This is a genomic window from Deinococcus yavapaiensis KR-236 (assembly GCF_003217515.1).
In the GTDB taxonomy this organism is placed as follows: Bacteria; Deinococcota; Deinococci; order Deinococcales; family Deinococcaceae; genus Deinococcus_A; species Deinococcus_A yavapaiensis.
The window spans coordinates 226820-249185 of record NZ_QJSX01000005.1 but is presented as its reverse complement, the minus strand read 5'-3'; the positions used below and the strand labels follow the sequence as shown (position 1 = coordinate 249185).

The following is a 22366-nucleotide window of genomic DNA, read 5'->3' as shown; positions in this document are numbered from 1 at the left end:
GAAGGGACCATCGTGACGACTACCCAGGAACAGCAAAACCAAGGACTTCAATCGAGCCGAATTTCACGCGAAACCACCAAGCAAGGCACCACCCGCCTTCGCGTGCGCCTGTCTACGTACCAAGTCGTCTACGACGACCTTCGCCCCTACCTGCGCCTCATCGACGTGCAAGGCCTGCTCGTCGCGGACCTCTTCCTCGCGCCGAGTCTGCACTCCACCCTCGGCCTCGACTCCACGGCCAAAGTCACCGGCCCCATTATCGAGGAGCGCGGCGACACGGTCGTGCTGCGCTTCGACTTGCGCGGCGGCGTGTGGCGGCGTAAGACGGTGGAGTTCAGGTGCGACGACGCGGGCATCGACATGAACGTCACCGTGGAAGGCCAAGGAGCGCTGACGGACGTCCACCTCTTCGGCGGACATTACAGCGGCCACCTGCGCTACGGAAGCGGCTTCTTCCAAAGCGGCGCCCACTTCTCCAGCGTCTTCAACCCCGAGCCGACCCACAAAGAGCAGCGCACCTTGCCCGCCTCGCAGTCCTCGACGATCGACGTCCTCGGAACGAGCCTGCCCGGCAAGGGCCACTGGTTCTTCACGCCCGCGCCGCTCGTGTACGCCGTCAAGACCGACCCCAGCCAAGACACCCTCAGCCACCTCGGCGCCGACCAAGGCGGCACGCCCGCCGCCGTGAAGGCCGTCGTCGCCGCGTGGAAGGGCGAGCCCTCGTGGCTTTCCATGTCCATCGTCGCGCCCGTTGAAGAACTCAACTTCACCGCGTTTCACTACGACGCGTGCGAAAGCGCGTTCTCGCTGCGCGTCGCGTATGAAGGTCAAACGCACGTCAACGGCACCTTCCGCACGCCGACCCTGCGCCTGAACTTCGTGGAAGGCCCCTACGAAGCGCTCGCCGAGAACGCCAAGCGCCACGAGCAACTCGGCTACACCTCGCGTCCCCCGAAGCGTACGCCCGAGTGGTGGTCCACGCCCATTCAATGCGGCTGGGGAGCGCAGTGCCACCTCGCCAACAAGCATGGCGGCAAAGCGCCCGACTACTGCACGCAGGAAAACTACGACGACTTCCTGCACGCCCTCGGCGTCCGCAGCCTCACGCCCGGCGTCCTCGTGCTCGACGACAAGTGGAGCGCCACCTACGGTAACTGCGAAGTCGATCCCGTGAAGTGGCCCGACTTGCGCGGCTGGATCGACGCGGCGCACGCTCGACAGCAGAAGGTCTTGCTGTGGTGGAAAGCTTGGGACTGCGAAGGCCTGCCGCCCGAAGCGTGCATTCTCGACGACCTCGGCGAGCCCATCGCCGCCGATCCCACCAGCCCCGTCTACGAAGCGATCTTGCGCGGCGCCGTGCGCCGCATGCTGCTCGATTACGACGCGGACGGCTTCAAGGTCGACTTTTCCGCGCGCACGCCGAGCGGGCCCAGCCTCAAGCGGCACGGCGACGCTTGGGGCATCCACCTCCTGCACCGCCTGCTGGAGATCTTGTACACCGAAGCCAAGGCGTGCAAGCCCGACGCGCTCGTCATGACGCACACGCCGCACCCCGTCTTCTCCAACGTCACGGACATGATCCGCCTCAACGACGTCAACATGGCCGCCGACGTCAACGAGCAGATGACGCACCGCGCCAAGGTCACGCGCGCCGCCCTGCCCGCGCACCTCATCGACACGGACAACTGGCCGATGCCGAGCATCAAGGCGTGGCGCGCGTACGTCGCCCTGCAACCCCACCTCGGCATCCCCAGCCTTTACTTCGCCACGCACGTCGACGGTGACGGCGAGGAGCTCACCGAGGCCGACTACGACTTCGTGCGGGCCGTGTGGGGCGCGCACACCCAGAGGAACAACTCGTGACGATCCGCTCCGAGCGTCCCGAAACGCGGCACGAACGCACCTTCAAAGTGCACATGTACCACCACACCCACTGGGACCGCGAGTGGTGGAGCACGAAGGAACGCTTTCGCTTTCGCCTCGTCCGCACGATCGACCGCATCCTCGACACCCTCGAAGGAGACGCGGGCCTCAACTGCTTCGTGCTCGACGGGCAGACGATCGTGCTCAAAGACTACCTGCAGGTGCGTCCCGCTCAACGCGAGCGCGTCGCTCGGCACATCCGCGAAGGTCGCCTCTTCGTCGGGCCGTGGCACATCCTGCCCGACGAGTTCCTCGTGAGCGGCGAGGCGACCGTTCGCAACCTGCTGCTCGCCGAGCGCACGGCCCGTGAACTCGACGTGCCGACGAGCCGCGTCGGTTACCTGCCCGACTCGTTCGGACACCTCGCGCAGATGCCGCAGATCCTGTCGGGCTTCGGCATCGACTCGGCCATCGTGTGGCGCGGGTTCGGCGCGCCGCCCCTCGGCGGCGAGGAAGGCGAGGGGGACGTCGGGCGCGACTCGTACCTGCTGCCCCGCGCGCGCGACGCACGCTTTCCCAACCGCATCACGTCCGAGTTCTGGTGGACGGCGCTCGACGGCACGCGCGTCCTCGGCGTGCAACTGCCGCTCGAGTACTACCGCAGCCACTACAAGGTGAGCCCCGGCGACGAGACCGCCACGCACGACCAAACGATCGGGCGCGCGCGGCGCACGCTGAACTACCTCAAGAAGTACGCCGCGACGGACGTCATCCTCGAACCGATGGGCGGCGACCACCTGCCCGTCGATCCGCGCCTTCCGACTTTGCTCAAGGGCATCAACGAGGCCGTCGGGAACGAAGGCTTCACGTACGAGGTGAGTTCCCTCGACGCCTTCGTCGAAGACGTGAAAGCCCAATCGGACCGCGTCACGGTCGAGTGGCACGGCGAGGGACGCGCCTTCGGCCGCAAGGCGCACCTCCTGCCCGGCGTGTTCAGCGCGCGCCTGTACCTCAAGCGTCGCAACTACGAAGCGCAAACGGCGCTGGAGCGCTTCGCGGAGCCTTTGCAGGCCTTCGCGTCCCTGCACGGCGAGTCGTACGAGCGCGACTACCTGTGGACCGCGTGGGAGCGCCTCATCGAGAACCACCCGCACGACTCCATCTGCGGCTGCTCTATCGACCAGGTGCACCGCGAGATGATCACGCGCTTCGACGAAGCGAACCAGATCGCCGATCTTCTCGCGAGCGACGCGCACGAAGCCCTCGCCTCACGCGTCGACACGAGCTTCGCGCCGGGAAGCCTCCCGATCAGCGTCTTCAACCCTCTCAACTGGACGCGCGCCGACCTCGCGACCGTCCTGATCAACGGGTACCTGGAAGTCTCGCCCGACACGTGGGCGCTGACCGACCATGAAGGCAACGAGGTGCCGTTTCAAACGCGCACCGTGCACCACGAGACGGAGAAGGCCGAGGCGTTCGACTGGCTTGGGACCGCTTACACGCGTTCGCACGACCACAACGAGTTCACCGAGGTGCGCTTCGTCGCGAAGGACGTGCCGGGGCTCGGCTACCGCGCGTACGCCCTGCGTCGGCGCGACAAGCGCCGTCCCGACGTGCGCGTGCGCCCTTACGGCGTGCTCGGCAACGTCGCCCTCGACAAGGGCGACACCGCCCCGAGCGACCTCCTGATCGCGCCGGGCGTCCTCGAAAACGCGTTCGTGTGCGTCACCGTGAACTTCGACGACGGCACCTTCGACTTGCACGACAAGACGACCGGCGAAACGTACGAACGCCTCGGCTCGTTCACCGACGGCGGCGACAACGGCGACACGTACAACTACGCCTGGCCCCTCGGCGACCAAATCTTCTCCACGAGCCGCGTCCAGCCCAGCGTCGGCTGGGTCGAAGTCGGTCCCGCCTCCGCCACCTTGCGCGTCACGTGGTCCCTGAGCCTTCCCGGCGGCCTCTCGAACGACCGACAAAGCCGCTCGACCGAGAAGGTCGCGTTCACGTTGCATCACGACGTCACGCTTCACGCGGGTGTCAAGCGCGTCGACCTCAAGGCGCACTTCGACAACACCGCGAAAGACCACCGCCTGCGCGCGCACTTTCCGCTCGGCGCGCCCGTCGCCGTGTCGAGCGCCGAGACGCCGTACGGCGTCGTCGACCGCCCCACCGCCCTTCCGAACGGCCAGCGCGGCAGCGCCGAACCTGCCGTGGACGAGCATCCCCAAACGACCTTCCTGAGCGTCACGGACGGACGGCGCGGCCTCACCATCGCCAACCGGGGACTGCCGGAATTCAGCGTGTCGCCCGACGGCACCGCCAACCTCACTGTGCTGCGAGCCGTCGGCTACCTTTCGCGCGAAGACTTCCTCACGCGCGTCGGCGGCGCGGGTCCCACGATCGCCGTACCGGACGCGCAGATGCTCGGGCCCGTCTTCGCCGAGTACAGCCTCGTTCCGCACGCGCGAAGCTGGGCGGACGCGAACGCGTGGAGGGAAGCGCACGACTTCGCGTCGCCCCTGCACACCGCCACGGTGATTTCGCAAGTCATTCCGCTGCGCAACGCCTTCCACGCGCTCGACGCGTCGCTGCCGCCCGTCGGGCAGTTTTTGAACGTCGAGGGCCGCGTGCTCGTCACGACCGTCAAGGAGGCCGAATTGTCCGACGACCTTATCGTGCGCTTCGTCAACCAAACGCCCGAATCGCAGCGAGCGAGCGTGAGCTTGCCTCACCTCGCCGCCGCGCGCCGCGTGGACCTCTCCGAGACGTTGGTCGAGGATCTCGCCGTCGAAGGCGGCGCCGTCACCCTCGACGCGCGTCCCTGGGAGATCGTCACGCTCGCTTTGAAGGTGAGACCGTGAAGACCCTCGCCCTGCTGCACACCACGCCCGTCACCGTCGCGTCCATGAAGGCCCTCGCGAGCGAGCGTGCTCCGAACGTTCGCGTCGTGAACATCCTCGATGACAGCCTTCTGCCCGAAGTCATGGCGGCGGGCCGTCCCACCGAGGGCGTGCGCGCGCGCATGCGCGCCTACGCCGAGAACGCCGTCGCGGCGGGCGCGGACGCCGTCATGTGCTGCTGCTCGTCCGTCGGGGACGTCGTCGACGACTTGCGCGACGACCTCTCCGTGCCGTTCTTGCGTATCGACGCGCCGATGGCCGTTCGCGCCGTCGCCCTCGGCTCGAACGTCGGCGTGATCGCCACCGTCCGCAGCACCTTGGAGCCCACCGCCAACCTCGTGGAGCGCGCCGCCCGGGAAGCGGGCCGCGACGCCACCGTGGAGCGCGTCCTCGTCGAAGGCGCCTACGACGCTCTCGTGGCCGGGCACGCCGAGCGGCACGACGAACTCGTCAAAGCCGCCTTGTCGAACCTTGCCGCCCGCAGCGACGTCGTCGTGCTCGCTCAAGCGAGCATGGCGCGCCTCCTGCCGAGCCTTCACGACCTCACCACGCCCGTCCTCTCCAGCCCCGAAAGCGGCCTCGCGAAGGCCCTGGAGGCGTTGTCATGAAACTTCCGCGCAGCCTCACCCTCGCCGAACTCCTGCCCGAAGCGCAACAAGGCGGGTACGCCGTCGCCGCCTTCAGCGCCCGCTACCGTGCGTGCGTCGAACCCGTTCTGAGGGCGGCGCAAGACCTTCGCAGCCCCGTCATCGTCGAGATCTCGCAGCGCGAACTCGGCTGGTTCGGGCTCTCTCCGCGCGACTTCCGCGACGCCGTCGAAAAAGCCATGATCGACCTCGCGCTGGACGTGCCGCTCTGCTTGCACCTCGACCACTCCTGGGAGTTCGACGTCATCGAAGCGGCCGTCACCGCCGGTTTTTCCAGCGTCATGATCGACGCGTCCGCTCAACCCTTCGAGGACAACATCGCCGCGACGAAGCGCGTCGTCGCCATGGCCCACCCGCGCGGTGTGAGCGTCGAAGCCGAACTCGGCAAGCTCACCACGACCGACAAGCTCGAAACCGAAGGAGACGAAGCGCTTTACACCGTTCCCGAGGAAGCGCTCGACTTCGTGAACCGGACGGGATGCGACGCCCTCGCCGTGTCCATCGGCACCGCGCACGGCGTCTACACCGTGAAAGACCCGAAGATCGACTTCGACCGACTCGCCGCCATTCGGGCGTTGCTGCCGACGACGCCGCTCGTCTTGCACGGTGGCAGCGGCCTTCCCGTGCACACCGTGCGCCGCGCGATCGCCCTGCCCGGCGGCGGCGTGTCCAAGATGAACGTCGCCACGGACCTCGAGCAGGCCCTTCTGAAAGCCATGCCGGGCCGCAGCCGCATGACGAGCGCCGAACTCGACGCCTTGCCCAACGAGGAACGCGCGCTCGGCCTCGACGCCGTGTACCTCGAAGCGAGCGACAAGATCACGAACTACGTGCTGTCCGCCGGGAAGGCGGACGCGGTGCGCGCGTGACGCACGGCCCGGAAGAAAGAGAGGAGGGGCACGCAGGCTCGCACGGCCAGCATTGGGATTTGGGTGGACGGTGGGATCTGGCGCCGTCCGTCAGCGAAGCTTGGCGTTTCCGCCGCTTGCACTCCGAGCGAGATCAAAGCGTCGGGGCGTTCGCGCGCACCGCGTGGATTTCTGCGCGAGTGCCGGGCAGCGTGCACCTCGACTTGATCGAGGCGGGCGTGCTGAAAGACCCGAACTTCGCCTTGAACTCCTTCGAGGCGGAGTGGGTGAGCGCGCGGCAGTGGGTATACCGCCGCGCGCTGGAAGTCGACGCTCCCGAAGGCGGACGCCTCACGCTGTGTTTCGACGGCGTGGACTTCGAGGCGGACGTGTACCTCGACGGTCAACTGCTCGGCGGCGTCGCGGGCACGCACACGCCCGCCCGCTTCGACGTGAGCTTCCTCGATCGCCGCGCGCCGCACCTTCTCGCGGTCGTCTTGCACGAACCCCCGCCCGAGCACGGCCAACTCGGCCGCACGAGCGAGACGCGCACCCTCAAGCCGAGGTACGGCTACTGGTGGGACTTCGCGACGCGCCTCGTCCACGTCGGGCTGTGGCGTGACGTGCGCTTGGAGTGGGACGAGGGCGCGGCCATCACCGACGTGAATCCGCGCGTGACGCTCACCGACGACTTCACCCATGCGACCGTGGACGTCGAAGTGGACGTTCACGGCGATCCGGACGTCGTCGTCACGGCAGAGTTACGCCACCCGAACGGAACGACCGAGCGCGTCGCGGGACGCGACCTCCGCTTCGAGATTCCCGAGCCCGCCTTGTGGTGGCCGCACGATCTCGGCGATCAACCGCTTTACGAAGTCACCGCCTTCGTGTCCGGCGCGCGCCCCGTGACGAAGCGCTTCGGAGTTCGCCGAGTGCGGCTCGTGCACAACGAAGCTTCGCGCGAGCGAGGCGCGCGGCCCTACACCCTCGAAGTCAACGGCGTCTCCGTCTACGCGCGCGGCTACAACATCGTCCCGACCGACCTCATTCCCGGTCGTCGCGGCGTGCCCGCCAAAGAGCGCGCCCTCGCCGAACTCGTGCGTTTCTCGCACGCGAACCTCCTGCGTTTCAACGGCGTGGGTTACGCGGCGTCGAACGCGTGGCTCGACGCTTGCGACGAACTGGGCGTCATGGTGTGGCAGGAGATGCCGCTCTCGTCGAGCGGCACGGACAACGTTCCGCCGCCGCTGAAGATGTTCGAGGCCCAAGTGCGCCGAGACGTGCCGCCGCTCGTGCGGCACGTTCGAAGCCATCCTTGCGTCGTGCTGTTCGGCGCGGGCAACGAGCTCACCGACGAACATCGACGGCCCGCCGACGAGTCGAACGAGACGATCGCCCTCATCTGCACTCTCATCTCCAACACCGACGGCACGCGCCCCTTCCTGCCGACCTCTCCGAGCGGGCCGTCCTACGAAATGCATCCCGAAGCGCGTCCCGAGGACCTTCACGACATTCACGGCGGCTGGCACTACCGAGGCGTGCACGACAGCTACGAGATGCACGCGCGCAACCGCGCCCTCGTCCACTCCGAGTTCGGCTGTCAAGCGCCGTCGCGAAGCGCGACCTTGCGCAAGTACCTCACGCACCCCTGGCCGATGACGGACGCGAATCCCGAAGTCGTTCACCATGGCGAGTGGTGGTTGATGGCGCACCGCGTCGAGGAAGTGTTCGGCGAAGTCGGCGACCTCGACACGTACGTCCACGTGGGCCAAGCCGCGCAAGGCGACGTGCTTCGTCACGCGTTGACCTGGAATCGTTCGCGCCAAGAAGAGTGCAGCGCCGCCCTCGTGTGGCAACTCGGCGAGCCGTGGCCGAACGCGCACAACACCTCGGTCGTGGACTACGACCTCAAGCCCAAGCTCGCGTACTACCGCTGCAAGGAAGCGAACGCGCCCGTGGCGATCCACCTCGGCATGACGGCTCCCGTCGGCGAGGAAAGCGTAACGCTTCGCCCGCGACTTCTCGGCGCGGAAGGCGAGCTGACCTTCGAAGTCTTCGACTTGAGCGGCGCGAAGCGGCAAGAAGGCACCGTCGACGGCGACTTGACGGTTCACTTGCTCGACACGCCCGTCTTGCTGCGCTTGAGGCACGAGGACCGCCTCGCCGAGCAGTGGCTCGCCCGGGACCGCCCGCATCCCTTCGCCGCCCTCGTCACCGCGCCGGGAACGACGCTGGAAGTCACTCGGCAAGGCGACCGCTTGACGGTTCGCAACACGGGCGGCACCGTCGCGCCGTACGTCATGATCGAAGCGACCGGAGACGGCCCCGAGCGCTTCTCGGACAACGGCTTCCACTTGCTGCCGGGAGAAGCGCGCGCCGTGGAGTCCTCGCCCGCCGCTTCCGTTCGCCTGCGCGCCTTCAACGCCTCCTGGGTCACCTCGCCGTGGGAGGCCGAATGACCTTCGCTGCACCTCGCGGCTTGATCGACATCTTCAAGGACGGCGCGCTCATGACGTGGCGCAACTTGCTGACCCTCGTGTGGCTCAACCTCGCGTGGGTCGCGATGGCGTGGACGCTGATCCTGCTGGGTCCCGCGACGCTCGCCGTGTACCACCTTGTCGCGACGCGCCTGCGCGAAGACTTGGAAATCGACTTTCGCCTCCTGCCGAGGCTCGTCCTGCGCTTTTTGGGCTCGGGCTTGCTGTGGGCCTTGAGCGCCGTCATGTTCGCGGTGCTGTTCTACGCGAACACCACCGTCTGGCCGCGCTTTCTGCCGCCCTTCGGAACGACGGTCGTGCTGATGGTGTGGCTGTACCTGCTGTGGCTGTTCGTGGCGCTTCAGCCGTTTCTGCTCGAAGCGCTCGCCGTACGAGAAGCGCGTTTCCTGCCCGCGTGGCGAGATGCCTTCCTCGGGCTCGCGCGCCAACCGTTCGAAGGGCACGTCTCGGTGCTGTTCGGAGTGATTCTGCTCGTGGCGGGCTTGTACTTCCGCACGCTCGCGCCCGTCGTGCTGATCGCGCTCGGCTTGACGTTCGCGGCGGCCCTGGTCGCACCGCTTCGCGAGCGGCCCGAACCGCAAGACGTCGTCGAGGAAGAGGAGGCGACCGCGTGACGGCCTCCCCGCCGCCAAGTCGCACCGTTTGGCGCATCGGTAGCGAGGACGGGCCGAGCCCGGATCTGCCCGACAACTACAAACGTCCGCTCGACGGGCGAGGCGTCACGTGGCGTGTCGCCCGCGACGGCAACGTCTGGCCGATCTTCCAAGCGTCCGAAGCCGATCCCGAAGGCGGATACCGAGCGCAGACACGCCGAGTGGAGTTCGACCTCGACCGCGTGACGAGCGACTTCGAACTGGTGCTGGACGTCCTCGTGATCGCGCCGCGCGTGCCCACCCTCCACCTCACCGTGAACGGCATGGCCGGAGCGGTCCACTTGAGTCCCAAGGCCTCGGAAAGCGGCGAGATTCGCCTGCTGTCGGGCCTGCACACGAGCATCTACGCCGACGAGCGCTTGACGGTCGCCTTGCCGAGACAGCTCTTCCGAACGGGCGCGAACGTCCTGGAAATCACCGCTGTGGACGGCGGCGACGTCCTGCGAATCGACTCGCCCGACAAGATCGCTCGGCTCGACCGCATGGCGAACGGCGCCGGCGTCATCTGGCAGCACCTCGCCCTTCGGGAAGCGGACGATCCGACGACCGTCCTGACGATCGAACCGAGCGTCTTGCACCGCGAGGTGGACGGCGTGCTGACGGGCCGCGTGGACGTCATCTTGCGTCATCCCACGGCGGACCGTTTGAAGTTGCGTCTCGACGACCTCGACGTCGATCTGCCCGTCGCGCCGACGGTCTTCGGAGACGTGACGTTCACGCTGCAAGTTCCACGCGTCGAGGCCGACCTGCGCGTCGAAGCTTCGCACGGCGCCCGCACGTGGACCTTCACCGTTCCCCGCAAGCGCCTCTGGACGGTGTACGTCGCCGCCCACTCGCACACCGACATCGGCTACACGCACCGCCAAGAGGAAGTCGCCGAGCGTCACAGCCGCAACCTCGACGCGGCTGTGGCCTTCCTCGACGCGGGCGACGCGAACTTCGCGTACCACCTCGACGCGTCGTGGCCCCTGCTCGATTACCTTCGCACGCGCTCTCCTGGGCAAGTCGAGCGTCTGCGCCACTGGGTGCGCGAGGGGCGCGTGAACGTCGCCGCGAACTTCGCGGACCTCCTCACGAACCTCGCGTCGCTCGAAGAACTCGTCGAAAACGCCCGCTTCACGAACGACTTCCTTTCGCCGCTGGGGCTCGGCGCGAAGCTCGCGGCGGTCGTGGACGTCGCGTCCATCTCGGCGAGCGTGCCCGACGTCCTCGCCGGAAGCGGCGTGAAGTACCTCGTGCACGCCAACAACCAGGACCGAGGGCCGTTTCGCCTCAACGGCAATTTGCACCGTGCGAGCCCCTTCGTGTGGGAAGGCGTGGCGGGCGGGCGGGTGCTCGTGTGGCTCGCGAAGATGTACTGCGAGCTTCGCAAAGTCTGCGGCAGCCCGCCCGTCTTGTCGAGCGCCGAGCGCGGCCTCGGCGTGTGGCTCAGCGAGTTCGAGCGTCCCGACTACCTCCTCGACGCGGTGCTGCTGTATGGCCAGGAAGCGGACAACACCGACCTCGATCCGCAGCCCAACGCCTTCATCGGAGCTTGGAACGCCGAGTACGCTTACCCGCGCCTCGTTCCGAGCGACCCCACGGCGTTCTTCGAGCACGCCGAGCGCGCGGCGGACCGCCTGCCCGTCTTCAAGGGAGACGGCGGCGCGTACTGGGAGGACGGGGCCCTCACGAGCCTGCGCGAGACGATCCTCGCGCGGAAAGCCCAAAGCCGCTTGCCCGCCGCCGACACCCTCGCCGCGCTCGCGAGCGTTCACGACGACCGCCTGCGCTTCGCGCCCGACTTGCACGACGACGCTTGGCGCGACTTGCTGCTGTACGACGAGCACACGTGGGGCGCCTTCCTGAGCGTCACCGATCCGGGCGCCGCCCTCGACCGCGACCAGTGGAGCACGAAGGCGGGCTTCGCCGAGAACGCCGCGCGCCGCGCCCGCGAAGCTTTGCACGCCGCCGCGAGCCGACACAGCCTTCAGTTCGCCACGAACGGCCGAGAAGTCGTCGCGTACAATCCGCACAACTGGACGGTCACGGACGTCGTCACCGTAGAAATCGCGCACGGCGAAGCGCCCGTGGACGAGCGCGGCGAGGCGGTGCCGTACCGCGAACTGAAACGGCATCCCACCCAACGCGAAATTCAATTCGTGGCGACCGTGGAAGGGCTGGCGTATCGGCGGTGGCCCTTGACGTCCTCCGGCGGCGTGCGCGCGCCGCGCGAGCGGCCCAAGCGGTGGAACGCCGTCTTCGCGCAAGGCCGCCTCACCTCGCTCGTGGATTTGGAGACGGGCCTCGAGCTTGCCGGGCCGCAAGGACTCGGGGCGTTCGTGTCCGTGTTCGGCGGGGAGGGATCGAGGATTTTGAGCAACCAGGCGGACTTGCCGCTCGCGGACTTGCGCGAGGACGACGCCTTCGACCTGCTCGAACTTCGAGAATCGAGCGACGATCTCGGCGACCTCATCGTCGCTCGGGGCCGCACGCCGCTCGGCGAGCTTTCCTTGCGCGTCTCGCTGCCGTCCCACGAGAAGCGCGTCGATTTCGAGTACGTCCTCGACAAGCTTCCGACGGCGGGACGCGAGGCGGCGTACGTTCGCTTCGACACGACGCTCGACGGCGCGCGCGTCCGCTCGGACTCGCAACTCGGCTGGATCGACTGGAACCGCGATCGGCTGCCGGGCGCGTGCTTGGAGTGGCTGCCCTTGCAAAGCGCGGTTCTGCTCGACACGCCGAACGCCGCGCTGTGCCTCGCGTCGCCGGACGTGCCGCTGTTCACCGTCGGAGACGCCGTGCGCGGCGCTTGGCCCAAAGAGAAGGACCTTTCAGGCGGGCGGGTGTTCGGGTACGTGCTGAGCAACTACTGGCACACGAACTACCGAGCGGGGCAAGAGGGCCGCCTGCGCTTTCGGTACTCGCTCGTCAGCGACGCGAGCCTTTCCACCGTTCGCGCGGGCCGCTTCGGACGTGAAGCGCGGCTGGGCCTGTACGCGCACCGCGTCAGCTTCCAAGACTTCCGCGCGCCCTTCGCGCCGTACGGCGACTCGGCGGGTGGACGCCTCGCCTTCGTGAGCGGCGACGTCGACCTCAGCTTGATGCGCGCGTCCAGAGACGGGCGCGGCGTGATCGTGCGCGTCACCGAGCCGTCCGGAACGGACAGGGAAGCCGTCGTGCGCTTCCCGGGCCGCTTCATCGCTCGGGCGACGCTCACCGACTTGCTGGAACGAGACCTTCGAGACTTGCCTTTCACGCCCGACGAACTGCGTTTCCCGGTGAGCGCTTGGGGTGCCGCCACCGTTCGAGTCGAATTTGCCCTGAGGGAGGATCACCCATGAAGGACCGACAGGACCTCAAAATATCGTTCAACACCGCCAACTTCGCCTTTCGTCAAGTCGGGTACAAGGCGACGGGTGACTGGGGTCAAGCTTGCCGCACGAGCCGCGAACATTACTCGGACGTGGAGACGTTCGAAAAACGCTTCGACGAGATGCTCGGCGAGGTGGACGCCTTCGGCTTCAAGGCCGTCGAGCTTTGGCACTTTCACCTGCACCAGAAGTGGTGGACGGACCGCCACGTGGAGATCGCGCTGAGCGTCGCTCGGCGTCGCGGCATGAAGTTCGTCGCGTACTGCGGCGGCTTCGGCGACGACCTGCCCGAGTTCGAGCGCACCCTCGGTCTCGTGAACGCCCTCGGCATCGACGTGCTGGCCGGAGCGAGCAAAGTCTTCTTCGAGAAGCGCGCGAGCTTCGTGGAGCGGCTGCGGCACCACGAAGTGCGCTTCGCGTACGAGAACCACCCCGAGAAGACGCCCGCCGAGCACCTCCAGAAAATCGGGGGTGACGAGGACGTCGTCGGCGCGACCGTCGACACCGGCTGGTACGGCTCGCAGAACTACCCAGCGGACCGAGCCCTGCTCGAACTTCGAAGCCGACTCATGCACGTGCACCTCAAGGACGTGTCCGAGATCGGCAAGCACGACACGTGCGGCTTCGAGAAGGGCGTCGTGCCGATTCGCGCGTGCATCGAGACGCTGCGAGGCTTCGGCTTCGAAGGATACGTCAGCGTCGAGCACGAGCCCGACCAGTTCGACCCGACGCCCGATCTGCACGACGCGCGCGCCTTCGTGAATCAAGTGCTGGAGGTGACGACGTGAAGACCGTGAACGTCGCCATCGTCGGCTGCGGCGTCATCGCGCACGAGTACGCCAAGGACATGGTCGGAGTCGACTTCCTGACGTTGCGCGGCGCGTACGACGTGGACGCGGAGCGTACGAAGACCTTCGCCGAGAAGCACGGTGGGCTCGCCTACGACTCGCTCGACGATCTGCTCGCCGATCCCGAGGTGGACGTCGTCGTGAACCTCACGCTGTTCAAGGCGCACCACCCCATCACGAAGCGCGCGCTCGAAGCGGGCAAGCACGTCTTCAGCGAGAAGCCCTTGGCGGGAAGCGTGCACGAGGCGGTCGAACTCGTGGACGTCGCGCGTCGGCACGGGGTGCGCCTCTCGTGCGCGCCCGTGACGTTCCTGGGCGAGGCGCAAGAGCGCACTCGGCAAGAAATTCGCGCGGGACGCGTCGGCAAGGTGCGCCTCGTGTACGCCGAGTCGAACCACGGCCTCATCGAAGCGTGGCATCCGCAGCCGCAGTCCTTCTACGAAGTCGGCCCGCTGCGAGACGTCGGCGTGTACCCGCTCGGAATCGTCACGAACGTCCTCGGACCCGCCGCGCGCGTCTCCGCGTACGGCACCACCCTCAAGAAGGACCGCCTCACGAAGCGCGGCGTGCCGTTCGAGGCCGTCGAATACGACTTCTACGTCGCCATGGTGGAGTTTCCGGGCGGTGAGGTGCTGCGCCTCACGTGCAATTTCTACGCGCCCGAGCAGTCTCGCCAAAAAGGCGTGGAGTTCTTCGGCGACGACGGACAACTGCACCTCGGCAACTGGATCGCGCCGAGCGCCGCCATCGAAGTGGCAAAGTACGGCGAAGAGTACGCGCCCCTCGCCGACTACGAGCGCACGGAGCGCAAGTGGAGCTGGGCGACGGGCCTCGTGGATCTTGGCTCGGCGATTTTGGAGAACCGCCCGTCACGCATGACGGGCGAGCACGCCGCGCATATCGTCGAGATCTTGGAGGGCGCGCACGAGTCCATTCGCACGGGCCGACCCGTGGACCTCACGACGACCTTCATCCCCTGGGCGGACCGGGCGCCCGAATTGGTGTGACGACATGAACGATTCGCTGTCCTCCTCTCGCGTCTCCTCGTGGACGGAACTCGTTCCCGGCGTGCTGTGCCGCACGGACACGTGCCACGTGTACGCGGTCGTGAACGGCGCGCGGGCGATCCTCGTGAACGTCGGGGACGGATCGGCCCTCTCGGACCTCCCGCCGACCGTGCGGCACGTGGACGCCGTGCTGCTCACGCACGGCGCGCGTGACGTCGCCGAGGGAGCCGCGCGCGCCGCCGAGCTCGGCATTCCCGTCTTCGCGCCCGAAGCGGGCGTGCGGCCCGTCGGCGACGATCTTCTCGACGAGTACGATCCGCGCGCCTTCCTTCCGAAGCCGACGCGTCACGTCGAGACTCGGCCGCTACGACCGTACCGCTCGTACACGTTCGGCGGCGTCGAAGCGGTCGTCCTTCCAACGCCCGGCGCCGCTCCGAACGCCCTCTCGTTCCAAGTGGTCTCGAACGGTCGGCACGTGATCTTTTGCGGCGACCTCGTGGCCGAGCGTGGACAGTTGCCGCGCCTCGCGCCCACGCAATGGACGTACACGGGCGGCGAGGGCCTGGCGGGCTCGATCTTGTCGCTGCTCGACCTCGCCGACCGCGCGCCCGACGTCGTGCTGCCCGCGCACGGCTCGCCGTTGAGCGCCGACGACTTGCGCTTCACGGCCGAGCGCGTGTGGCAACTCGTGAAGCTGCGCGGCCACAACCCGAGGTTGCTGGAACTGCGCGAGCGCCCCTACGAGGAACTGCGCCCGTGGCTGCTCGTCAACCGCACGAGTTGCGCGAACTCCACCGTCCTCAAGGCGCAGTCGGGCCGCGCGGTCTTCATCGACTTCGGGTACGACTTCGCGTTCGGCCAAGCGATCGTCACGACGCGCGAATCCCGAATGCCGTGGCTGTACACGTTGCCCGACCTCTTCGAGCAACACGGTGTGACCGCCGTGGAAGCCGTCATCCCGACGCACTTTCACGACGATCACGTCGCCGGGATTCCCCTGCTGCGCGACACCTTCGGCTCGCACCTTTGGGCGCCCGAGAACTTCGCGGACATCCTCGCGCATCCCGAGCGCCACCGTCTGCCGTGCTTGTGGTTCGAGCCGATGGCGCCCGACCGCGTCTTTCCGCTCGGGCAGCCCTTTCGCTGGGAAGAGTTCACGATCACCTTGCACGAGTACCCCGGCCACACGCGCTTCGCCGTGGCGATCCTCGTGGAGGCGCACGGCGAACGGTTGCTGTTCGTCGGCGATCAGTACGGCCTCGACGCGCGCTTCTTGAACTACACCTACGCCAACGGCCTGCGCGAGCACGACTTCGCGGATTCCGCCGACCTCATCGAGCGACTCGCGCCCGACCTCGTGTTCGGCGGGCACCACGCGCCCGTGAAGCCGACGCGCGAGTGGCTCGCCGACCTGAAGGGCAGGGGAGAGCGCCTGCGCGACCTTCACGCGACCTTGCAACCCCTGCCGTCGCGTCTGCTGTTGCACGTCACGCCGATTCGTCCTCGTTTCGGCGAGGCCGTCCATGTGAAAGTCGAAAATGCCACGCCCGACGCCTTCCACGGCGCACTCATCGCGGGCGACGCTTCCCCCTCGCCGATCCTCGTGCCGCCGCACGGCACGTTCGAAACGACGTTCATGCCGTCGGCGCCCCTCACCAAGATCGAGGTGCGCGGCGCTCCCGGCGATCCGCCTCTTCTTTCGCACGTCACCCTCGGAGTCGCGCATGAGTAAACCGTTCGGCGTCATCGAAGCCTTCTACGGCCCGCCCTGGTCGTGGGCGGCCCGCCACGCCACTCTCGACTTCATGGGCGACGTCGGCTTGACCGCGTATCTGTACGCCCCGAAGAACGACCCGCTGCACCGCAACCGCTGGAAGGAGCCGTACACGAGCTTCGAGTGGCGCGAATTCGAGCGTCTCGCCGAGCACGCCGCGCGCGTCGGCGTGGACTTCATCTTCGGCTTGTCGGCCATTGGCTACCAGTACACCAACGCCGAGCACGGCGCCATCGTGCGCGGACGCTTGGAGCGCGCCAAGGCGTGCGGCATCTCGTCCTTCTGCCTTCTGCTCGACGACTTGCCCGAGGCGTTCGACTCGCCACAAGACGCCGAGCGCTTCGGGCATCCCGCGCGCGCGCAGGCTTTGTTTTTGAACGAACTCCTGCCGCGCGTGCCCGGCACCTTGTACTTCTGCCCCACGGAGTACCACGGCGTCGGGCGCTCCGAGTACCTCACGATTCTCGGCGAGACGCTCGATCCGCGCGTGAAAGTGTTCTGGACGGGCGCGAAGGTCTTCGCCGATTCCCTCTCGCCCGCCGACGTCGAGGCCGTGAACGCCTCGCTGCGCCGCCAAGTCACGATTTGGGACAACTTCCCCGTGAACGACCTCGACATGCGCAACCACCTGCACGTCGAAGCCTTGAAGGACCGCTCGCCCGAGTTGCTGAGCGCCATCGACGGCTACTTCGCCGCTCCGGGGCGCTTAGCCGCCGCGCACCGCGTCTCCTTGCGTACGGTCGCCGCGTACTTGAAGTCGCCCGAAACGTACGAGCCGCGCGCCGCCCTTCGAGAAGCCGCGAAGGCCAGCGCCGCGAACGAACGCGAAGCCGACGCCCTGCTCTTCCTCGCCGACGTCGCCCGCCGCAACCCCTTGTACTACCCGACGGCGCTTCACCACTCCTTGTGGCCCGCCATCGACGCGTTCTGGGCGGCGAGGGGCGACCTTGCCGTGCCCGACTTGCCCGGTCGCCCTCCCAGAACGTCGGTCGCTGCAAACGAGCGCTCCTTGCGCGACCTCGCGCGCGACATGGAACTGCACGTGTACACGCTCGAACGCCTGCGAGACCTCGACCTTCGCAACGACATCGCGCCGTGGGTGTCGAAGCTGGCAGGCTGGGCGCGCGTGCTGAAGTACGCGCTCGGCGCCCTCGACCATCCGCACGACGCGCGCGCACGCGAGTACGTGATGGAGGAGATTCCGCTCGTGCGCGACAACTTTCACTGGGTCGCGGGCGACACCTTCGATTGGTTCGCTCGGGCGTGCGTGTTCGAGGCGGAACGGCTCGCCGCGGGGCCGCGTTCGCCCGACTCGTTGGAGACGGCATGACGATCCTCGATTCGTCCGCCGCCGACGCCGCTCGTCCGGTTGCCGAGGCCACCGTGCTCGCCAACGGCTCCGCGATCGGCCTGCTGGGCGCGAGTTCCGCGTACAAGCAGGTGTGGGCGCGCGACTCCATGATCTGCACCTTGGGTTTGCTGCAGTGCGCCGACCCCGAAGGCGCGCAGATCGCGCGGCGTTCCGTCCGAACGCTCGCCACGTACCAATCGCGCCTCGGAAACGTGCCGCACAACGTGGGCTTCAGCGGCATTCCCGACCCGGCGCTCATCGCGCACGGCGGAAGCCTCCAGGCGGGCGACGCCGACGTCGTCGTGGACACGGCGCACGCGGGCTGCATCGACAACTCCTTGTGGTTCATCCTCGGCAACTGGGCATTGTTCGACACCGACGGCGACGTGGAGCGCCTTCGCACCTTCTGGCCGAACATCCAAAAGGCCTACACCTGGCTGGAGTACCAGGACTCCAACGAGTGCGGTCTGCTCGAAGTTCACGAGGCGATGGACTGGGCGGACCTCTTCGCGAATCGGTACAATTCGCTGTGGCCGAACGTCTTGTGGTTCGCCGTTCACAAGGCCATGGCGAGGATTTCGCGGGCGCTCGGCGAGGACGGCGCTTCGTTCGACGCGCGCGCCGACGACGTGAAGTTCAAGGTCGACACCCTCTTATGGCTCGGGCCGGAAGTCGAGAAGGACATGGGCTGGGTAGAGCGAAACCGCAAAGAGTGGCTGTACCCCATCCGACTCACGACGACCGTCTTGCAAGAACGACCGTTTTTCTTGCCGTACATGGCCTTCCGAGATTACGCGGACCGCTTCGACACGTTCGGGAACCTCATCGCGATTCTCTTCGGGTTGGCGTCTCCGGCGCAGGCGAACAAGATCCTCGATTTCATCGAGTCGGCGGGCGTGAATCATCCTTGGCCCGTGAAGGCGATCCACCCGCCCGTGATGCCCGGCGAAGCCGATTGGCGCGAGTACTACCGCCTGCGCAACCTCAACCTTCCGAATCAGTACCACAACGGCGGAATCTGGCCTTTCATCGGCGGCTTCTACGTCGCGGCGCTCGTGAAGGCCGGGCGGCTTCAGGAAGCGGCGACGCAACTCGAACGCCTCGCTCTCGCCAACAAGCAGTCGCGAACGCCCGGCTTGGAGTGGGACTTCAACGAGTGGCTGCACGGCACCAGCGGGCGGCCCAGCGGCTTCCGAGGCCAAAGTTGGTCCGCCGCGATGTACGTGTACGCGCACGAGTGCGTGAAGCGCGGCGAGGTGCCCGTCTGGGGGAACTGGTGACGGTGCTCGTCTTCGGCGGCGCCGTGATGGACTTCGTGCGGCGTGGCGACGCGTGGGACGTGCGGCAAGGCGGAAGCGCGTGGAACGTCTCGCGGGTCCTCGCGGCGCTCGGATCGCCGTGCGAGTTCGTCGGAGCGCTCGGCACGGACGAGTTCGGCGAGGAGTTCGTGCGGGCGGGCGAGGCGTCCGGGGTCGGCCTACGCTTCGCCGTTCGCGTCGACGCGCCGACGCCCTTGTCCGTCGTGCACGATTCCGAGGCGAGCCGCTACGTCTTCTACGCCCGAGGCTGCGCCGACTCGCTGTTCGAAAGCGTTCCCGAGGAAGCGTGGCCAGGCGCGACCGCCGCGTACTTCGGCGGCGTCACCCTCGTTCGCCAACCGCGCTTTCTTCGGGCCGCCGAGCAAGCGCGCGAGCGTGGCTCGAGGATCGTCTACGACCCGAACTTCCGTCCTGCGCACGCCGACGAGTACCGCGCCGCCTTTCCGAGGTACCTGAAGCTCGCCACGCTCCTCAAGGTGAGCGACGGCGACTTGAGGGGCGTCCTGCCTCACGCGAGCCTCGACGAAGCCCTCGCCTTCGTGCGAAACGCCAATCCGTCCGTCACGGTGCTGCTCACCCTCGGCGCGGACGGCGCTCGCCTTATCGGGCCGGACTTCGACGTCTCGCACGAAGGCTTCGCGGTCAAGATCGTCGACACGGTCGGCGCGGGCGACGCGAGCATCGCCGCCTTGCTGCACGCGCACCTCACCGCGCCGCCCGACCCGTCGGCACACTTGTCCTTCTCGCTTGCCGCCGCCGCCGCCGCTTGCCGTCGGCCCGGCGCGTACGCCCCCCCTCTTTCGGAAGTCTTGGAGGTCATGACATGAACGCACTGATCGTTTCCGGCGGCTGGCCAGGCCACAAACCCCTCGAATTCGCCGAGGTGCTCGGCAGTTTGCTTCAGAGCGCGGGCTTCAGCGTGAATCAAGCGCGCAGCCTCGACGTGCTCGACGAGCCCTTGGACGCTTACACGCTCATCGTGCCGAACTGGACGATGGGCAAACTCACGGGCACGCAAAGCGCGAATCTGCGCGCCGCCGTGCGTGGCGGCGTCGGACTCGCCGGAATTCACGGCGGCGCGGGCGACGCGTTCCGCGAAGACACCGATTACCAATTCATGGTGGGCGGCCAATTCGTCGCCCACCCCGGCAACGTCCGCCCGTACCGCGTGAACGTCGTCGCGCACGAGCTCACGGCGGGCCTGTCGGATTTCGACGTCGTGTCCGAGCAGTACTACATGCACGTCGATCCGTCGAACACCGTGCTCGCCACGACGACCTTCGACGGCACGGACGCTCCGTGGGTGGAGGGCACGGTCATGCCCGTCGCTTGGACGCGGCGGTACGGTGAGGGCCGCGTGTTCTACCAATCCGTCGGGCACACCCCGAGCGACTTGGACGGCGCGGCGGGCGAGCTCACGCGGCGCGGCTTGCTGTGGGCCGCCAACGTTTCTCAGGAGGTCTTGTCGTGAACGTCGGAATCGTCGGCATGGGCAACATCAGCCCCATCTACCTCAAGAACGCGCGCCGCTTCGGCTTGGACGTCGTGGCGGTCGCGGACCTCGACATGGAGCGCGCGAAGAGCCGCGCGGCGGAGTACGGCGTTCCGAAGGCCCTCTCGCTTCAGGAACTTCTCGCCGACGACGACGTCCAAGTCGTCTTGAACCTCACGATTCCCAAAGCGCACGCGTCGGTCGCGCTCGCCGCGCTGAAGGCCGGGAAGCACGTGTACAACGAAAAGCCGCTCGGCATCACGCTCGACGAGGCGTCGGAACTTCTCCGCGAAGCGGACGCGCGCGGCCTGCTGGTCGGCTGCGCGCCCGACACCTTCCTCGGCGCGGGCTTGCAAGCGTGCCGCCGCATCATCGATGAAGGCACCATCGGCGTGCCCGTCGCTGCGACGGCCTTCATGATGTCGAGCGGTCCCGAGCGCTGGCACCCCGATCCCGCCTTCTTCTACCAAGAAGGCGCGGGGCCGATGTTCGACATGGGGCCGTACTACCTCACGGCCCTCGTGAACTTGTTCGGGGGCGTTCGCCGCGTGAGCGGCTCGGCGCGGGCGAGCTTCGACACGCGCACCATCGGCAGCGGCGCGAAGAAGGGCGAGAGCATTCCCGTCGAGACGCCGTCGCACGTCGCGTCGATCCTCGACTTCGCGTCGGGCCCCGTCGCGACGCTCGTGACGAGCTTCGACGTGTGGCACGCGAACTTGCCGCGCATCGAAATCTACGGTTCGGAAGGCACCTTGTCCGTGCCCGATCCGAACACGTTCGGCGGCCCCGTGCGCGTCCGGCTCGCCGGAGACAAGGAATGGCAGGACGTCGAGGTGGGCGGACCGCTCGCCACCAACAGCCGAGGCGTCGGCCTCGGCGACCTCGCGCTGGCCGCGCGTGAAGGGCGCGCGCCGCGTGCGAGCGGCGCCTTGGCCTACCACGTCCTCGACGTGATGGCGTCCACGCTGGAGACGTCACGTCAAGGCCGCGCCCTCGAACTCACGTCGGGGGTCGAGCGTCCCGCGCCTCTGCCCGAGGGTCTGTTCGACGAGGTGGGCGCGTGAAGGTCGGGCTGGAACTCTACAGCGTCCGCGACGCGCTCGCGAAGGACTTCGAGGGCACGATGACCCGCGTCGCCGAAATGGGGTACGAAGGCGTGGAGTTCGCCGGGTACTACGAACGCTCGCCCGAGGATCTGCGCGCCCTGCTGGACCGCTTGAACCTCCAACCCGCCGGGGCGCACGTCTCCTTCGAGCGCCTCGAGACGGACTTCGCGCGAGAAGCCGAGTTCGCCCGCGCGGTCGGCTTCACCTACATCGCCGTACCGTGGTGGAACGCGCCCGACGAGGACGGCTGGCGCGCCTTCTCGAAGCGGCTCGGAGCGGTGGTGGAACAAGCGGCGGGACTCGGCGTCACGCTGTCGTACCACAACCACGCGCACGAACTCACGGGGCAGGTGGACGGGCGGCCCGTCCTGGACTTCCTCCTCGCCGAGCATCCGGCGCTCCACGCGGAGTTCGACGTGGCGTGGATCGACGCCGGCGGGGGGGTGCCGCACGACTACCTCGCCTGCTACGCGGACCGCACGCCCCTGCTGCACATCAAGGACTACCGCCCCGGCCCCGTGCCCGTTCCGCTCGGCACCGGCGAGGTGGACTTGCCCGCCTGCTTGGAGGCGGCCCGCGCCGAGTGGCTTGTGATCGAGCAGGACAGCAGCGAGGGCGACATGCTCGCCGACGTGGAGCGCAGCTTGAATTGGCTGCGCGCGCACCTGAACCGCTGACGAAGAGAGGGGGGAGCCGCCTCG

The 22366-nt window shown here is 67.7% G+C and carries 16 protein-coding genes; all 16 read left to right on the top strand.

Going from position 1 to position 22366, the window contains the following annotated elements:
* Nucleotides 1–12 precede the first annotated feature (12 nt).
* From DES52_RS08540 to DES52_RS08465, 16 genes are read left to right on the top strand one after another with little or no spacing between them, the layout of a single operon-like run.
* On the top strand, nucleotides 13–1863 hold the full coding sequence (locus DES52_RS08540; protein ID WP_110886362.1) for an alpha-amylase family protein: 1851 nt from the start codon (nucleotides 13–15) through the stop codon (nucleotides 1861–1863).
* Nucleotides 1860–4730 (top strand): alpha-mannosidase, encoded by a 2871-nt coding sequence (locus tag DES52_RS08535; RefSeq protein WP_110886361.1) that lies wholly within the window; start codon nucleotides 1860–1862, stop codon nucleotides 4728–4730. Before DES52_RS08540 ends, DES52_RS08535 begins: the two co-directional genes overlap by 4 nt.
* The gene (locus DES52_RS08530; protein ID WP_110886360.1) at nucleotides 4727–5377 is read left to right on the top strand and encodes an aspartate/glutamate racemase family protein; all 651 of its coding nucleotides are present in this window, start codon (nucleotides 4727–4729) and stop codon (nucleotides 5375–5377) included. The genes DES52_RS08535 and DES52_RS08530 overlap by 4 nt, the downstream gene beginning before the upstream one ends.
* Nucleotides 5374–6285 (top strand): class II fructose-bisphosphate aldolase, encoded by a 912-nt coding sequence (locus DES52_RS08525; protein ID WP_110886359.1) that lies wholly within the window; start codon nucleotides 5374–5376, stop codon nucleotides 6283–6285. Before DES52_RS08530 ends, DES52_RS08525 begins: the two co-directional genes overlap by 4 nt.
* Nucleotides 6282–8723 (top strand): beta-mannosidase, encoded by a 2442-nt coding sequence (locus tag DES52_RS08520; protein ID WP_110886358.1) that lies wholly within the window; start codon nucleotides 6282–6284, stop codon nucleotides 8721–8723. The genes DES52_RS08525 and DES52_RS08520 overlap by 4 nt, the downstream gene beginning before the upstream one ends.
* On the top strand, nucleotides 8720–9376 hold the full coding sequence (locus DES52_RS08515) for a hypothetical protein (protein ID WP_110886357.1): 657 nt from the start codon (nucleotides 8720–8722) through the stop codon (nucleotides 9374–9376). The genes DES52_RS08520 and DES52_RS08515 overlap by 4 nt, the downstream gene beginning before the upstream one ends.
* Nucleotides 9373–12738: a glycoside hydrolase family 38 N-terminal domain-containing protein gene (locus DES52_RS08510; protein ID WP_110886356.1), complete on the top strand. Its 3366-nt coding sequence runs from the start codon at nucleotides 9373–9375 to the stop codon at nucleotides 12736–12738. Before DES52_RS08515 ends, DES52_RS08510 begins: the two co-directional genes overlap by 4 nt.
* On the top strand, nucleotides 12735–13556 hold the full coding sequence (locus DES52_RS08505; protein WP_110886355.1) for a sugar phosphate isomerase/epimerase family protein: 822 nt from the start codon (nucleotides 12735–12737) through the stop codon (nucleotides 13554–13556). The genes DES52_RS08510 and DES52_RS08505 overlap by 4 nt, the downstream gene beginning before the upstream one ends.
* A complete protein-coding gene (locus tag DES52_RS08500; RefSeq protein ID WP_211317886.1) occupies nucleotides 13553–14623 on the top strand; it encodes a Gfo/Idh/MocA family protein in 1071 nt (356 codons plus the stop codon). Before DES52_RS08505 ends, DES52_RS08500 begins: the two co-directional genes overlap by 4 nt.
* A 4-nt stretch (nucleotides 14624–14627) precedes the next feature.
* Nucleotides 14628–16355 carry an MBL fold metallo-hydrolase gene (locus DES52_RS08495; RefSeq protein ID WP_110886354.1) on the top strand — a complete coding sequence of 576 codons (1728 nt, stop codon included), beginning with the start codon at nucleotides 14628–14630 and terminating at the stop codon, nucleotides 16353–16355.
* Entirely contained in the window at nucleotides 16348–17727 is a 1380-nt protein-coding gene (locus tag DES52_RS08490) for a beta-N-acetylglucosaminidase domain-containing protein (protein ID WP_170130953.1), read from the top strand. Before DES52_RS08495 ends, DES52_RS08490 begins: the two co-directional genes overlap by 8 nt.
* A complete protein-coding gene (locus DES52_RS08485; protein ID WP_110886352.1) occupies nucleotides 17724–19028 on the top strand; it encodes an amylo-alpha-1,6-glucosidase in 1305 nt (434 codons plus the stop codon). Before DES52_RS08490 ends, DES52_RS08485 begins: the two co-directional genes overlap by 4 nt.
* Nucleotides 19025–19894, top strand: a complete 870-nt coding sequence (locus tag DES52_RS08480) for a carbohydrate kinase family protein (RefSeq protein ID WP_110886351.1) — start codon at nucleotides 19025–19027, stop codon at nucleotides 19892–19894. Before DES52_RS08485 ends, DES52_RS08480 begins: the two co-directional genes overlap by 4 nt.
* The gene (locus DES52_RS08475; protein ID WP_110886350.1) at nucleotides 19891–20538 is read left to right on the top strand and encodes a ThuA domain-containing protein; all 648 of its coding nucleotides are present in this window, start codon (nucleotides 19891–19893) and stop codon (nucleotides 20536–20538) included. The genes DES52_RS08480 and DES52_RS08475 overlap by 4 nt, the downstream gene beginning before the upstream one ends.
* Nucleotides 20535–21623, top strand: coding sequence for a Gfo/Idh/MocA family protein (locus tag DES52_RS08470; protein WP_245900831.1), 1089 nt, complete (start codon nucleotides 20535–20537; stop codon nucleotides 21621–21623). Before DES52_RS08475 ends, DES52_RS08470 begins: the two co-directional genes overlap by 4 nt.
* Nucleotides 21620–22342 carry a sugar phosphate isomerase/epimerase family protein gene (locus DES52_RS08465; RefSeq protein WP_110886349.1) on the top strand — a complete coding sequence of 241 codons (723 nt, stop codon included), beginning with the start codon at nucleotides 21620–21622 and terminating at the stop codon, nucleotides 22340–22342. Before DES52_RS08470 ends, DES52_RS08465 begins: the two co-directional genes overlap by 4 nt.
* Nucleotides 22343–22366: the final 24 nt, after the last annotated feature.

What these genes read in the sequence shown, in the direction of transcription:
- DES52_RS08525 (WP_110886359.1), top strand. Translation starts at nt 5,374, where the DNA reads ATGAAACTTCCGCGCAGCCTCACCCTCGCCGAACTCCTGCCCGAAGCG.
- DES52_RS08515 (WP_110886357.1), top strand. Translation starts at nt 8,720, where the DNA reads ATGACCTTCGCTGCACCTCGCGGCTTGATCGACATCTTCAAGGACGGC.
- DES52_RS08505 (WP_110886355.1), top strand. Translation starts at nt 12,735, where the DNA reads ATGAAGGACCGACAGGACCTCAAAATATCGTTCAACACCGCCAACTTC.
- DES52_RS08495 (WP_110886354.1), top strand. Translation starts at nt 14,628, where the DNA reads ATGAACGATTCGCTGTCCTCCTCTCGCGTCTCCTCGTGGACGGAACTC.
- DES52_RS08490 (WP_170130953.1), top strand. Translation starts at nt 16,348, where the DNA reads ATGAGTAAACCGTTCGGCGTCATCGAAGCCTTCTACGGCCCGCCCTGG.
- DES52_RS08485 (WP_110886352.1), top strand. Translation starts at nt 17,724, where the DNA reads ATGACGATCCTCGATTCGTCCGCCGCCGACGCCGCTCGTCCGGTTGCC.
- DES52_RS08475 (WP_110886350.1), top strand. Translation starts at nt 19,891, where the DNA reads ATGAACGCACTGATCGTTTCCGGCGGCTGGCCAGGCCACAAACCCCTC.